We start from the raw sequence: 13,925 nt of genomic DNA on the forward strand, positions 1-13,925 counted from the left end.
GGGTCGCCTTTTCTTTTGCTTACTTTTCTTTTGGCGAAGCAAAAGAAAAGTGAGTAGCCGCCGGGCTACCCCCGGCCAGCCACCCTCAGCAGAGGGCGAGGGCGCGCAAGTCGGCGCAAGACCCGGCCAATGGATCWGCGCATTCAGGCGCGGCAGCAAGTAGTCACAAGTCCCGGGGCGCAACTTGTCTGCGCGCGCAGACACCCCAGTCCCATGATCTCCCTGGTGTTTTCTTCCCGGCCCCTGAAAGCTGTCGGCGAATCCCGACAGCCGGCCGCCGCTGGTTTTCTTTAAGTCATTGATTTCATTGAATAAATGTTCTGGCACGCATCTTGGGTAACAAGGTGCATGTCGATCAAGACCATTTACATGGAACACAAGGAAATCAAGCCATGAACTCAGAGCAAATCAACCTGGTGCAATCCACCTTTGCCGACGTGCGCCCCATCGCGCCGGCGGCCGCCGAGCTTTTTTACACGCGCCTTTTTGTCCTCGATCCCTCGCTGCGCCCCATGTTCAAGGGCGACCTGGCGCACCAGGGCCGGATGCTGATGGCGATGCTCAACTCCGCCGTCAACGGCCTGACCCAGCTCGACACCATGGTGCCCGTGGTGCGCCAGCTCGGCGCGCGCCACGTCAAGTACGGTGTGCGCGATGCGCACTACGCCACCGTCGGCAGCGCCCTGCTGTGGACGCTGGAGCAGGGGCTGGGCGACAAATTCACGCCCGCCGTCCGCGAGGCCTGGACCGCCGCCTACGAGATGCTGGCCGGCGTGATGCAGGCAGGCGCCGTCGAGGCGCGCTCGCGCCATCCGGCCGCGGCCTGATTTTTCCGCCGCGCAAAACAACGCCATCGCCATTGAACCGCGCAGGCGGACCAGGCGACTCATACATGTCGCGCCGGCGCCGCGTGCCCGGTGATCCCTTCACTTCTTCTTTTTCTTTTATTGCGAGTCCCTCCATGAAAACCTCCCTGAAAAAATATGCGCTCTGCCTGGCCTCCCTCGTCACCCTGTGCGGCACGGCCCACGCGGTCGGCACCATCACCGGCCTGACTGCCGTGCCGGCCAACCCGGTGGCCGGCGAGTCGGTCAAATACAAGGTCACCACCAGCGGCAGCGGCGCCTGCGGCGCGCGTTTTGTGTACGCCGGCGGCCCTTACGAGCCTTCGGACAACGCGCTCGTCAACAACCAGCCGGCGGGCGGCGGCGTGATGGACAAGACCCTCTCCAAGGCCGGCACCTACACGGTCACGGCCATGGGCAGCCCTTCGCTCAATCCCAAGTGCGGCGGCGAAGCCAAGATCACCGTGGTCGTCAAGGACAAACCGGCACCGGCGGCACCGGCCACGCCAGCAACGCCGGCGACTCCCGCTCCCGCCGGCAAGCCCGCGGCCGGCATGGGCATGGGTGCCCTGCAGCCCCAGGCGCCCGTGATCACGATGGGCGCCATCACGATGTCCGAAGCCATGACCTGCCCGACGCCTTACACCAAGTACACGCAGGGCGTGGACGTCTCCAAGGGCGAGGCCTATTGCGTCAAATCCGATGCCACCTGCCCCGACGGCTATGCCAATAACCGCAACCAGCAGACCGGCCAGCTGACCTGCACGCCCAAAGTGCCTGTGGCCGCACCCGATGGCTGGACGCACGGTTCAGGCAACGGCGAACTGAGCTTCAACTCCATTCCCCAGCCCATGGTCAAGTGCCCCAAGTCCACGCCTGACTGGCAGTGGGGCACGACTTACTACAAGGAAAGCTGGAACCGCATGGGCTGCCGCGCCAACCTCAAGCCGGCGTATTGAACGGGCCGAAAAACCTTGCGCCCAACACCCAGGAGCCTTCCCATGATCAGAACCATTCCCCTGCAAGTCCATGTGGCGCGACGCCCGCATGCCATCCCGACGCGAAGCCTGGCGCGCCGCGTGTCGCGCACGCTGGGCACCCTGGCCGCGGCCTTCTGCGCCGCGCTGCTGTGCATCGGCCTGGTTGGCTACGGCATCGCCCGTGCGGCAGCGCCGGCCCGGCTTCCGGTGGCCGGGCAACTGACGGGCGCCGCAACAGCGCCAGGCGTTGCTGACGGCAAGGAGGCCGTCGAACTGAAGGCTGCGGTGCAGGCCCTTGCGGCCTTCCCGAATCCTTACCCGCCCGCCGCGGGCATGGCGCCCTGAATTTTTCCGCGCGGGATTGAACCTCGCGACGGGCCCCCGCGACTCAACAGGCGCCAGGCCCTTACGTCCACTCTTTTCATCCCACTCTTTACCAGGACACACACACCATGAACCGTTCCCTTCTTTCGCTGGCCGCCCTTGCGGTGCTCGGCCTCAGCATGCAGGCCTTTGCCACCGACAAGCCCGCCGCGGCGGACGGCAAGGCGCCCACGCGCACCCTGCCCACGCCTTTGCCCACCGCCGTCGTCAAGCCCGTGCTGACCACGCCGCCGCCACCTCCTCCTCCCCCGGCCCCCGTCACCAAGCTGGTGTCGGCCAAGTTCCTGAAGGCCGAGATCAAGGTTGGCGAATCCGTCGCGATGAAGTTCGACGGCATCAACCTGGGCGCCGGCAAGATCTGCGGCGGCACGGTCACCTGGGGTGACGGCACGAAGTTCGACAACATGCTGGCCGACAACGGCCAGTGGAGCACCATCAACAAGACCTTCTCGCAGGCCGGCACCTTCACCGCAGTGGTCCTGCCGAAAAGCTACGGCGGCAACCCCTGCGTGAGCGATGCGCCGATCTCGGTCAGCATCAAGGTCAACCCGCCGACGCCGCTGCCGCCGTCCATGATGACCAAACTGGTCGTGACGCCCATGCTCAACCCCAAGGTGCGCCTGATCAGCACCAAGTGGGTAGGCACCGCGCCCAACTCGGCCTGCAGCTACATCCTGAACTTCGGCGACGGCACCAGCAAGAAGACCGGCGCCGGCGCGATACAGCCTGGCTCCGACGAGCAGCACACCTACGCCTCCGGCACCTACTCCGTGATCATCACGCCGTCGAACGCCGACTACGACTCCTGCACGCTGGGACCGGACGCCGGCCCCAAGACCTTCACGGTCGAGTAAGCCCTTTCCCCTTCGTTTCGCCACAGCGCTTCGTGCAGCCTGGATGCATGCGGTTTCAACCCGGAGAAAACACACCATGAAAACCCTGAACATCCTGGCTGCCGCGGGCGCGCTGGCGCTGCTGGCCGCTCCCCTGGCGCAGGCGGGAACGCTGAGCGGCGCGAGCTCCACGCTCAACGGCGTTTCCACCACCACCAATCCGCCCAAGCTCACCGCGCCGGGCCAGGTCCTGCAGATCAAGCACATGATGGGCGTGGCCTATTACGGCCCCGACAAGAACGTCAACTTCGCCTGCAATGCCAAGCTCGAATACAGCGACGGCACGGCATCGGAAATGGTGCCCATCAAATACCCGATGGACGCGGTGGGCCGCATGCGCCAATACACCAAGCCCGGCAAGTACGCGGCCTCGCTGACCGGCGTTGCGCACAACGGCCTGGTGGCCTGCCTGGGCTCGGCCTCCACCACGCTGACGATTGAAGACGGGTTGCCGCACGCGCCCGCGCCCAAGCCGGGCGCGGCCAACGCCGCGGCCGCCGTGATGGCGCCCGGCGCGCAGGCCGCGATCCAGGGCATGGTGCCCGTGAACCTCAAGGCCAAGGTCCAGCAGGTGGTGCTGCGCGGCGGCAACCTGTTCAGCCCCGGCACGGTGTCGCTGTACTCGACCATCTTTCTGGACAAGCCCGACAGCAACTGCCTGCTGAACTTCAGCGTCACGACGCTCAACACCGGCCCCGACGCGCTCAATGTCGAGTTGATGAGCCAGTCGCTCAACGGCGGCTTCACGACCGCGGCGTCGACCGAGTTCAATCCCGGAACACTCACGTTCACCAACCAGGGAAAGTTCCGCGTGACGGTCAAGGCGCGCACCGACGTCGAGAGCCACTGCGCGGGCAGCGCATCGGCCGACTTCGAGATCAAGCGCCAGAAGATGGGCGGCGACGCGCCGCCCGTGTCCGGCCCGGCGCCCAACTACGGCTCCTTCATCTCCAAGGTCACCGCCGTCGAAAAACTGGATTCCTGGGACATCACCGTGCACGGCGCCGGCGACGCCTCCTGCAAATACCACGTGCGCGCCTGGATCCTGCCCGAGATGAGCATTTTCAAGGAACAGGCCATGGTCTATGAAAAGAACGTGCTGGGCGCGGGCAAGGGCCTCATGACGGTACCCAAGCAGGGCGCCAAGAACGTGCTGATCGAGACCGTGCAGGACAACGAGGACAAGATCGACAACAAGGGCTGCCTGGGTACGCCCAAGCTCGAGCTGGTGCCGACGCCCGCCGCCGTGTTCCCGCCCAAGCCCAAGAAGGGCGTGATCATGGCCCTCTCGGTGGCCAAGGCGACCTATGCACCGGGCGAGCCGATTCCCTCGACGCTGAAAGTCCAGGGCGACAACTGCAGCTTCGTCTTCAGAGTGCGCAAGCTGCCCTTTATCAACCTCAGCGACGACGTCGTTTTCGCGGCCAAGACCCAGAGCCTCGATTGGGACCTCAACAACCTGGGCCAGACCCTGCCGGCCGGCAAGTGGACGGTCATCAGCCAGCCCGGCAACGAGGCGATGGCGCCCGGCGAGATCCGCTGCGAAATCGCACCGATCGCCGGCAGCGGCCAGGTCTTCTTCACCGTGGCGCCTTGAGCCTCCAATTTTTAAAACTCCAGAAACCGACAGAACACCATGAATAAAGCCAAACTCTTCACCGCCGTGATGGCGCTGGCCCTGATGCCGCATGCCCATGCGGCGGGGTCGAACTACAGCGACATCCAGATCGACACGCTGACGCCAAAGATGGGCGAGCCCATCACGCTGAGCTTTACCGGTGTGACCGATCCCTCCTGCATGATCAAGATCTCTTCCAACGTCTCCGCGTTCTCCATGGAGGGGGGAGGGCAGGTCCAGAACGGCAAGCTGAGTTTTGTTCCCTCGACGGCCATGGGCCCTATCAGTGAGGGCTTCACGATGATTGTGGGGCAGGGCATTTTTAATTCGCGCTGCGAGGGCCCGTCCAAGACCTTCAACGTCCAGGTCAACGCCAGCCGCATCGGCAGCGTCAACGCGGAAACCAATATCGTCGCGCAGGGCAAGCCGGTCAACATCCTGGTTGGCGGCGTCGACTACAGGAGCTGCGACGGCGCCGCGCTGGACTTCGGCGACGGCACGCCGGTGCAGCAGATTTCGGGCGGTTTCCCGATCAAGACCTCCCATGTCTATGCGCAGGCCGGCGTTTACAAACAGAGCGTGAAGGCGACTGGCGCCACCTGCTACGGCAGTGCCGTCTCCCAGTTCAACACGACGGTGCAGGATGCCACCGCGATGAGCAAGATCACGGGCATGCAGGTGGCTTATGCCAACCCCGAGAAGACCGGGGCCAAGATCATGGTCAACGGCAGCCCCGGCGGCGCCTGCGAGCGCGCTTTCGTCAATTGGGGTGATGGCTCGTCGCCCGAACCGGTGTCGGGCAACTTCCCGCTGAACGCCAGCCACAACTACCCGAACGGCGGCAACCAGACCATCAAGGTGGCCGCGGCCGACGGCTTCAAATGCCTGGGCCAGGCCCAGGTCGTGGTCTACACCTACCCGACGCAAGCCAAGTTCACCGGCGTCACGCCGGCCACCTCGACCGCTGCGGTCAATCAGGAGATCACGCTGGAACTCGCCGGCAGCGGCATCTGCCAGAACGTGTCGGTCGCCCTGGGCGACAACCTGAACATCATCAGCGTCGGCGCGGTCAACTTCAGCCCCTACAACAATTTCAAATGGCCGGTCAAGGTCAAGTACAGCAAGGGCGGCAGCTACACGCTGTACGTCAAGGACAACGGCGCCAGCGCCTGCGGCATCCTCAATCCCAAGGTCACGGTGACCGAACCGATCCAGTTCAACCCGGTGCTGGTGTTGCCGGCCGGTCCCAAGCCTGCCGTGCCGGTGGTGGCCGCACCGCCCAAACCCAAGCCGGCGGTTCCCGCGAAACCCTGCGCCAAGAAAAACGGCCAGCAGATCGACCCGAACTGCGTCGACAACTGATCCCGGGCGGCGCGAGCACCTTCTTCACCCTTCACGAAAGACCACCATGAACCCCAAATTTCTTTCCGCCAGCCTGCTGGCCCTGGCCCTCCCGCTGATGGCCCATGCCGCGACCGGCGGTGCAACGGCGCCCGCGCCGCGCGCATCACAGCCGGCGGCGACACCCGCGCCCGCCGGCGCCGCCGGCCCCAGCCTGCAGGGACTGCCGCCGCCGGTGGCCGCCACCACCAAGCCCAACATCACGGTGCCGCACACCAAAATCACCCAGGTCCAGGCGCCCACCCAGGTCAAGCCGGGCACGCCGCTGACCGTCAAGGTCTTCGGCACCGGCCTGGAAACCCAGTGCGCGACCACGGTGCTGATAGGCCAGAACGGCAACGCCTACTTCAAGAAGGGCCCGGTGCAATACGGCACGGGCGCCTGGCCGCGCGTCGCCACCTTCCTGCTGGAGCCGGGCACCTACCAGGTGAGGATCTCCATGACCGAGGGCGGGCCCAGCACCACGCAGGCCGAGCGCGAAGCCTGCGGCGTGATCTCTGGCGGCAACAACACCGGCATTGCGGGCGACGGCACCATGGTGGTGGTGGGCGATGCCATCGCCAAATAAGCGTGCAAGCAAACCCGCAAGCAAACCGCGCAAGCAGCAAGGCACACCCATGTACAAATCACTGATCACCGCCCTGGCGCTAATGGCCGCCTGCGGCGCGGCCCTGGCCCAGGGCGGAAGCACACAAGGCGGGACCCCGCCGCCCGGCACCGGCAGCGGCGTGGCGACGCCGCCCCCGGCCGGCAGCGGCATTCCGGTCAGCGAGGATTTTTTCAGGGGCCAGTGCATGGCGGCCCTGGCCAACCTGGCCAGCCAGAAGCTGCACGCGCAGTTGCTCAAGGACAAGGCCGTCAGCGGCAAGGTGCTGGCGTCCTCGGCGATTCCCCCGGGCGCGCTGGGCGCGAGCTGCAACAACGCCTGCGACCAGTATGCGAAGCTTTCGCACCTGATTTCCTGGGCCCATGTGTCGCCCGGATTTTTGAGCGAGCCACAGCACACCCAGCAGATGGTGTACCGCAACATTCCCCAGCCAGCGCTGCCGGGCCAGGCGGCGCTGGACAGCTGCCTGCCGCAGCAGGCCACGATGAACTGGTGCCCGCCCTCGGGCGCCGGTGTCGGGGCTGGGCCTTCGCGCATTGAAAATCCGCTGGACAAGATCCGGGTCTGCATCAGCGCCGGCGACGCCTTGCAACAGATGAACTTCAGCGCGGCCGATGCGGCGCGCAACTGCGCCAGGCCCGCCATCGTCGATGCCGCCGAACGCGTCAAGGCGGAGCACAGCTGCGTGGCGGATGGCGTCAAGGCCGATGCCAAAGCCGCCGCCGACAAGGCCGCGGTGGACAAGGCGGCGGCCAGCGGCCTGGTGCTTCCCAAGGGCCCGTTGCTTTTGGCGCCCACGGCCCGCAAAAGCCCCTAGAAAGATAAGGCCGCCGGGTGGTCAATTTTTGGGCACTCGCTGGCACGCCAGTACCAGCGCGGCTTTCAGGACGGTCGCCGGACTTTATCCACAGGGTAGCCCACAGCAACTGAGGGTAAGTTTTTTGTGCGGAAGCACAGGCTTGAACCTTAGGCCTCTTTACGCCGACTCATATCCGTGCAAGGCAAAGCGCCGCACGGAACTTTCGACTCACTCACCACCCGGTAAGGATTCACCCATGAACACACAACACATACTGGCCGCCACCTTGCTGTGCCTGGTCGCCGCCGGTGCCGCGCTGGCCCAGCCGGCCCCGGCAGCACGTACCGCGCCCGCCGTTCCCAAGCTGGTCGTCTCCGCGCCCGGCATGTTCACCACCTTCAAGGCCACCGCGAGCGAAGTTATCGCGGGCAAGCCTTTGAGTTTCAAGTTCGAAGGCAGCGGCCACTGCAAGCTCAAGCTCAGCGGCGGTGATGGTTACGCCGTGGATGTTGAAGGTGAGCTGCCTTTCAACGCCGTCTATGTCTACGGCACGGGCTCGATGTCGTCTTACGACGCGTTCAAGAACTACACGGCGAGCGCAACGCCCGCGGGCAATTGCAAAAGCAGCGGGCCCGCCACCACGGTTATCGTCAAGGTGGTCAACCCGGCGCCGCAGGGCGTCAGCGCACCGGGCAACACCAATGCCAACGCCAACACCCTGTCTTCCAGCAAGCCGGGGCTGACAGTCAAGCCTTAGACGGTGAACGGCTTCTGAGGGTTTTGTATGCCTGTGTATCCGCGCCGGCCGCGGATACAGCCGCATGCCATAAGGCGGCCGGGGCGASACGGTGGGGATACGCAGCGGCGGTTCAATCACGGAGGTGCCCACTCCTGAACCCGCCAGACCATGACCTTCCTCCTCCTTGCCTTTGCCGCCGGCGTGCTGACCATCGTCAGCCCCTGCATTCTTCCCGTCCTGCCTTTTGTGCTGGCGCGTGCCGGCCGGCCTTTCCTGCGCAACGGCCTGCCCTTGCTGCTGGGCATGGCGCTGTCCTTCACCGCGGTGGCCACACTGGCCGCAGTGGGTGGCGGCTGGGCGGTGCAGGCCAATGAGTACGGCCGCGTCGCGGCGCTGGGCCTGCTGGCCGCGTTCGCGCTGACGCTGATGTTTCCGGGCTTTGCCGACTGGCTGTCCAGGCCGCTGGTGGCGCTGGGTGCGCGTCTGGCCTCTTCCAATGCAGGCGGCGAGGGTGGCACGTCCGCCGATCCTTCGTTGCTGTCGTCGCTGGCGCTGGGCGCGGCCACCGGCTTGTTGTGGGCGCCGTGCGCGGGGCCGGTGCTGGGGCTGATCCTCACGGGTGCGGCCATCCAGGGCGCGAACGCGGGCACCTCCTTGCTGCTGCTGGCCTATGCGGGCGGCGCGGCGACCTCGCTGGCCTTGTCGCTGTTGGCCGGYGGGCGTGTGTATGCCWTGCTGCGGCGTTCGCTGGGCATCAGCCACTGGGCGCGACGCGGCATGGGCGCGGCGGTGCTGGCCGGTGTGGCGCTGATCGCCACCGGGCTGGACACCGGGCTGCTGAGCCGCCTGTCCTTGAGCAGCACCTCGGGGATAGAGCAGGCGCTCATCAATGCCTTCCAGCCCAGGGCATCGCAAGAGCCGGGCATTGTCGGCGAGGCGGACGCTGAAGCACCCACGCCCGAAACCATCACGCTCGCCGCCGCGAATCCCGGCGCGCCGTCCGCCCCCGCGGACTGGAGCGGCAGAACTTTCGCGCCGCTGGCCGGCGCGACCGGCTGGATCAATACGCCACCGCTGGCCGGTGCGGACCTGCGCGGCAAGGTGGTGCTGGTCGACTTCTGGACCTATTCGTGCATCAACTGCCTGCGCACCTTGCCCTACATCCGGGCCTGGGCCGACAAGTACCGGGACGCCGGCCTGGTCGTCGTTGGTGTGCATTCGCCGGAGTTCGCGTTTGAGAAAAATGAACACCATGTGCGACTGGCCGTGAAAGACCTGGGCATCGACTATCCCGTCGCCATCGACAGCAACCATGCCATCTGGCGCGGCTTTGAGAATCAGTCCTGGCCGGCGCTGTACTTTGTCGACGCCCAGGGTCGGGTGCGGCATCAGGTGGTCGGCGAAGGGCAGTACGAAGCGTCCGAGCGATTGATCCAGAAGCTGCTGGCCGAGAACGGCAAAGGCGCGGGCGACGCTGGGCTGGTGGCCGTGCAAGGCGAGGGCGTGCAGGCCGCACCCGGCGGCCGGGTGATGTCCGGCGAAACCTATGTGGGCCATGAACGCGCCGTCAACTTTGTGCCTCAAGGCGGCCTACAGCCTGATCGCCGGCATGGCTACCAGCCGGCCGCTGTGGTCAGGCTGAACCACTGGACGCTGGGTGGCGAGTGGACGGTGGAGGCCGAACGCGCCGTCGCGACGCAGGCCGGTGCGCGCCTGGCTTACCGCTTTCGCGCGCGCGACCTGCACCTGGTGCTGGGCCGCGAAGCCGGCGCGGCGCCGGTGCGCTTTCGTGTGCGTGTCGACGGGCAGTCGCCGTCCCAGAACCATGGCACCGACATCGCGGCCGATGGCAGCGGCGTGATCGACGCGCACCGCCTGTACCAGCTTGTGCGGCTGCCGGCCTCGGCGGGCGACCACCTGTTCGAGATCGAGTTTCTCGATCCCGGCGCGCAGGTGTATGCCTTTACCTTCGGCTGAGCCGGTTCGACAAGTTTGAAAACCTTCAGGATCCCTACATCGTGAAAAAACTCTGGATGGCCTTGACCTTTCTGGCGGGCGGCTTCGCGCATGAGCTGCGTAACCCGCTCAGCTGCCAGTGCATCAGCTCCCGCCCGGCGGTGGTTTGGCGTGCGGGCCGCGAGCAGGGCTGAGCGCCGCCAGCCCCCATCCCAGCCTTCCCCCAGAGGGGGAAGGAGCAAATCTTCAACGCCATCACAGCGTGCCGCTCTTACTCCCTCCCCCTCTGGGGGAGGGCGGGGGTGGGGGCCGCGGCGCTTAAAACACCCCGCCTTTCTTCGGAAGAGAAGATGCAAACCACCGCTATCGCCATGCGCCGGAGATTTGTACCGCAGTGTGTCCAGCCGCCTCGTGCGTACAGAACATTGCGTTTACGAGATACCGGGGATACGCCGCCCCTTTGTAATTCATCTTGTGCTTCGCGAGCGATGCATTTTCAACTTCTTCAACTTCTTCAATTGCTTAAAAAGGAAAATACCATGACCGCCATCAACACCCTCGACAAAGTCCTGTACACCGGCAAGACCCACACCACCGGCGGGCGCAACGGCGAATCCCGCAGCGCCGACGGCCGCCTGGACATCAAGCTGTCGCCGCCCGGCAGCGCGGGCGCGGGCACCAWCCCCGAGCAGCTGTTCGCCGCCGGCTGGTCGGCCTGCTTCATTGGCGCCATGGGCCGCGCCGCCGCCACGCAGAAAGTCACGCTGCCGGCCGGTTTGGCTGTCGACGCCGAAGTCGACCTGGGCACCGCCGGCGACGCCTTCTTCCTGCAGGCGCGCCTGAACGTGAGCTTGCCCGGCCTGGACGCCGCGACGGCCCGTGCCATCGTCGATGCCGCCCACCAGCTGTGCCCTTATTCCAAGGCCACGCGCGGCAATATCGACGTGGAGATCAACCTGGCCTGAGTCCCGTAGGGTTCGCAGAGCCTGCATAAAGCAAAGCCGGGCCTATGGAAGCGGCCAGCTGCTGCGCGATGGCCAGGCCCAGGCCGGTGCCGCCGGTGTCGCGGTTGCGCGAACTTTCCACGCGGTAAAAAGGCTGCAGCACGGCCTCAAGTTCGGACTCGGGGATACCGGGCCCGCGGTCCAGCACGCGGATCTCGATGCCCTCATCGGCGTCGACGCGCACGGCCAGTTCGACCTCGGTGCCGAACTTGAGCGCGTTGTCGCTGAGGTTGGTCAGGATGCGGCGCAGCGCCAGCGGCCGGCTCATCACCGGGTGGCCGACCTGGCCACTCACCGTGATGGATTTGCCGGCGTCCTCGTAGTCGCAGCGCAGCGTGTCCAGCAAGGCGTCGAGGTCCACCCTGCGCGGGGCCTCGTCGGCGCCGTGCAGGCTGCGCGCGTAGGTCAGCGCCTCGCGCACCAGGGCCACCATCTCATCGAGGTCGTGCTGCAGCTTGTCGCGCTGCGCCTCGTCGTCCATCAGGTCGGTGCGCAGGCGCATGCGCGTGATCGGCGTCTGCAGGTCGTGCGAAATCGCGGCCAGGATCTGCGTGCGCTCGGCCAGGTAGCCGGCAATGCGTCGCTGCATTGCGTTGAAGGCGCTGGAGGCGCGCGCCACCTCGGTCGGGCCGCCCTCGGGCAGGGCCGTGCCCTTGAGGTCGGGGCCCAGCGCATCGGCCGCATGGGCCAGCCGGCGCAGCGGCTGGGTGGCGATGCGCACCGCGAAGAAGGCGCAGACGGCCAGCAGCGACAGCTGCAGCAGCATCAGCGCCGGTAGCCAGGGCGAGATCGGCGTGGCCGCGGCCCAGAGGTTGATGGTCAGCGGCGCGCCGTCGCTCAGGCGCAGGTGGATGTGCACGCGCTTGGGGTCGCCGGGGATGGCATTGACGGTGGTGCCGAAGCGCTTGTCCACCGCATTGGCAATCGATGCGCTGACGCGCGCCACGATCTCGTTGTCGCCGCCTTGCTCGGTGATGCCGCCGTCGAGCTGGTAGCGGTAATTCTTGCGGTCTATCAGCGGTAGCCAGGCCGCGCGTTCGGCCGCCGGCACCCGGTCCAGGATGGCGACGGAACTGGTGATGTCTTTTTCGAGGTTGTCCAGCATCAGGTCGCGGCCCACCATGCCTCGCTCATACATCACCAGCAGGTAGGACATGGCCTGGGCGGCGAGGATGCCCAGTAGCAGGATCAGCATCAGGCGCGCGAACAGGCTTCGCGGCCATCGCGGCCAGGCGCGCGGTTTCACTGTCATGCGGCCTCCGGCCGGCCCTGCACCGCGGCGCTGAACACATAACCCTCGCTGCGCACCGTCTTGATATAACGCGGCTCGCGCGCGCCATCCCCCAGGCGCTGGCGCAGGCGGCTGACCAGCAGATCGATGGAGCGCTCGAACAATTCGGCGTCGCGCCCCTGCGTGAGGTTCAGCAGCTGATCGCGATTCAGCACGCGCTGCGGGTGGTCGAGGAAGACGCGCAGCAGGCGGTACTCGGCGCCGCTGAGCGGCACCAGCGTGCCGCTGGCGTCCAGCAGGTGGCGGCCCGTGGTGTCGAGCTGCCAGTCGCCGAAAGACAGCAGGTGGGACGGTTCATCGACCTGGAGATTCGGCGGCAGCATGCGCGTGCGGCGCAGCACCGAGCGTATGCGCGCCAGCAGCTCGCGCGCCGCGAAAGGCTTGGCCAGGTAGTCGTCGGCGCCCATCTCCAGGCCCAGGATGCGGTCGGCCTCCTCGTTGCGCGCGGTCAGCATCAGGATGGGAATGGTTTTGTGCTTGCCGGCGCGCAGGTCGCGGCACAGCGTCAGGCCGTCCTCGCCGGGCAGCATCAGGTCGAGCACGATCAGGTCCACCGCCACATCCTCGAGCGCGGCGCGCATGTGGCGGCCCGACTCCACCTTGGTCACGCGCAGGCCGTTTTTTTCAAGGTAACTGCCCAGCAGCTCCCGGATTTCGCGGTCGTCGTCAACGATGAGGATGTGGTCTGGCTGCTGCATGGCTGCGTCCTGGAAAATTCGTCACCCCGGCATTTTGCGCCAGGGCCCTGGGGAGGGCGATCTCACTGCGCCAGGAGGGCTTGTATGGCCTTCTCTGTTTCGGCATAACGCCCCTCGCCGAAATGGCTGTAGACGATCATGCCTTTCTTGTCGACCAGGTAGATGGCGGGCCAGTAGTTGTTGCTGAAGGCGCGCCAGGTGGCATAGCTGTTGTCCTGGGCCACGGCATGTTTGACGCCCAGGCGCTCCATCGCCTCCCGCACGTTCTTGGTCGATTTTTCATAGGCGAATTCGGGCGTGTGCACGCCGACCGTCACCAGGCCCTTGTCCTTGTATTTCTCATGCCAGGACTTCACGGACGGCAGGTGGTTCAGGCAGTTGATGCAGGTGTAGGTCCAGAAGTCGACCAGCACCACCTGGCCCCGCAGGTCCGCCATGCGCAGCGGCGACGAATTGAGCCAGCTGTCGATGCCCGCGAACTCCGGCGCCGCGGTGGGCGTGCGCCCCAGCGGAAAGAAAGCCGAGGCATAGGGCGTTGCACAGGCGGCGGCTGTGGCGACGGCGGCGGTGGCCAGAAATTGGCGGCGAGCGTTCATGGTCGGGTCCTTCAGAGTGGGGTGGCAGGCGGCGACAAGGGAAATCGCCGGCCCATGCAGGCATTGGAAGGCCCTGAGGTATCCCCGGTGTGTCGTGTGCGGGGCGCTGCGTAA

The 13,925-nt window shown here is 66.1% G+C and carries 15 protein-coding genes; 12 read left to right on the forward strand and 3 right to left on the reverse strand.

All coding sequences use genetic code 11. The features are described from left to right. Nucleotides 1-392: 392 nt before the first annotated feature. The 12 genes from AC1D1Y_RS06945 to AC1D1Y_RS07000 all read left to right on the forward strand — a co-directional run bounded on the left by AC1D1Y_RS06945 (nt 393) and on the right by AC1D1Y_RS07000 (nt 11,187). Complete coding sequence (locus AC1D1Y_RS06945; protein WP_477681692.1) at nt 393-827, forward strand: globin family protein; 435 nt, start codon at nt 393-395, stop codon at nt 825-827. 134 nt (nt 828-961) lie between these two features. Beyond that, a complete protein-coding gene (locus tag AC1D1Y_RS06950; RefSeq protein ID WP_477652306.1) occupies nt 962-1,804 on the forward strand; it encodes a hypothetical protein in 843 nt (280 codons plus the stop codon). A 42-nt stretch (nt 1,805-1,846) separates the two neighbouring features. Continuing rightward, on the forward strand, nt 1,847-2,170 hold the full coding sequence (locus AC1D1Y_RS06955; RefSeq protein ID WP_477681693.1) for a hypothetical protein: 324 nt from the start codon (nt 1,847-1,849) through the stop codon (nt 2,168-2,170). 107 nt (nt 2,171-2,277) lie between these two features. Further along, nucleotides 2,278-3,063 (forward strand): hypothetical protein, encoded by a 786-nt coding sequence (locus AC1D1Y_RS06960; RefSeq protein WP_477652308.1) that lies wholly within the window; start codon nt 2,278-2,280, stop codon nt 3,061-3,063. 76 nt (nt 3,064-3,139) lie between these two features. Continuing rightward, complete coding sequence (locus AC1D1Y_RS06965) at nt 3,140-4,699, forward strand: hypothetical protein (protein ID WP_477681694.1); 1,560 nt, start codon at nt 3,140-3,142, stop codon at nt 4,697-4,699. Between the two features lie 39 nt (nt 4,700-4,738). Next, complete coding sequence (locus AC1D1Y_RS06970; RefSeq protein WP_477681695.1) at nt 4,739-6,082, forward strand: hypothetical protein; 1,344 nt, start codon at nt 4,739-4,741, stop codon at nt 6,080-6,082. Between the two features lie 46 nt (nt 6,083-6,128). Beyond that, complete coding sequence (locus tag AC1D1Y_RS06975) at nt 6,129-6,689, forward strand: hypothetical protein (RefSeq protein ID WP_477681696.1); 561 nt, start codon at nt 6,129-6,131, stop codon at nt 6,687-6,689. 49 nt (nt 6,690-6,738) lie between these two features. Continuing rightward, nucleotides 6,739-7,545, forward strand: a complete 807-nt coding sequence (locus AC1D1Y_RS06980; RefSeq protein ID WP_477681697.1) for a hypothetical protein — start codon at nt 6,739-6,741, stop codon at nt 7,543-7,545. A gap of 238 nt (nt 7,546-7,783) precedes the next feature. Next, on the forward strand, nt 7,784-8,284 hold the full coding sequence (locus AC1D1Y_RS06985) for a hypothetical protein (protein WP_477681698.1): 501 nt from the start codon (nt 7,784-7,786) through the stop codon (nt 8,282-8,284). Between the two features lie 150 nt (nt 8,285-8,434). After that, nucleotides 8,435-10,243 carry a cytochrome c biogenesis protein DipZ gene (locus AC1D1Y_RS06990; RefSeq protein WP_477681699.1) on the forward strand — a complete coding sequence of 603 codons (1,809 nt, stop codon included), beginning with the start codon at nt 8,435-8,437 and terminating at the stop codon, nt 10,241-10,243. Nucleotides 10,244-10,284: 41 nt separating this feature from the next. Further along, entirely contained in the window at nt 10,285-10,416 is a 132-nt protein-coding gene (locus AC1D1Y_RS06995; RefSeq protein ID WP_477681700.1) for a hypothetical protein, read from the forward strand. Between the two features lie 345 nt (nt 10,417-10,761). Then, a complete protein-coding gene (locus AC1D1Y_RS07000) occupies nt 10,762-11,187 on the forward strand; it encodes an organic hydroperoxide resistance protein (RefSeq protein ID WP_477681701.1) in 426 nt (141 codons plus the stop codon). Here AC1D1Y_RS07000 and AC1D1Y_RS07005 read toward each other — a convergent pair. The 3 genes from AC1D1Y_RS07005 to AC1D1Y_RS07015 all read right to left on the reverse strand — a co-directional run bounded on the left by AC1D1Y_RS07005 (nt 11,174) and on the right by AC1D1Y_RS07015 (nt 13,811). Continuing rightward, nucleotides 11,174-12,478: an ATP-binding protein gene (locus AC1D1Y_RS07005; protein ID WP_477681702.1), complete on the reverse strand. Its 1,305-nt coding sequence runs from the start codon at nt 12,476-12,478 to the stop codon at nt 11,174-11,176. The two genes, AC1D1Y_RS07000 and AC1D1Y_RS07005, sit on opposite strands and share 14 nt — an antisense overlap. Next, on the reverse strand, nt 12,475-13,215 hold the full coding sequence (locus AC1D1Y_RS07010; protein ID WP_477681703.1) for a response regulator: 741 nt from the start codon (nt 13,213-13,215) through the stop codon (nt 12,475-12,477). The genes AC1D1Y_RS07005 and AC1D1Y_RS07010 overlap by 4 nt, the downstream gene beginning before the upstream one ends. A gap of 62 nt (nt 13,216-13,277) precedes the next feature. Beyond that, nucleotides 13,278-13,811: a thioredoxin family protein gene (locus tag AC1D1Y_RS07015; RefSeq protein ID WP_477681704.1), complete on the reverse strand. Its 534-nt coding sequence runs from the start codon at nt 13,809-13,811 to the stop codon at nt 13,278-13,280. Nucleotides 13,812-13,925 lie beyond the last annotated feature (114 nt).

The sequence above is a fragment of the Polaromonas sp. P1_G1 genome, from assembly GCF_056405595.1.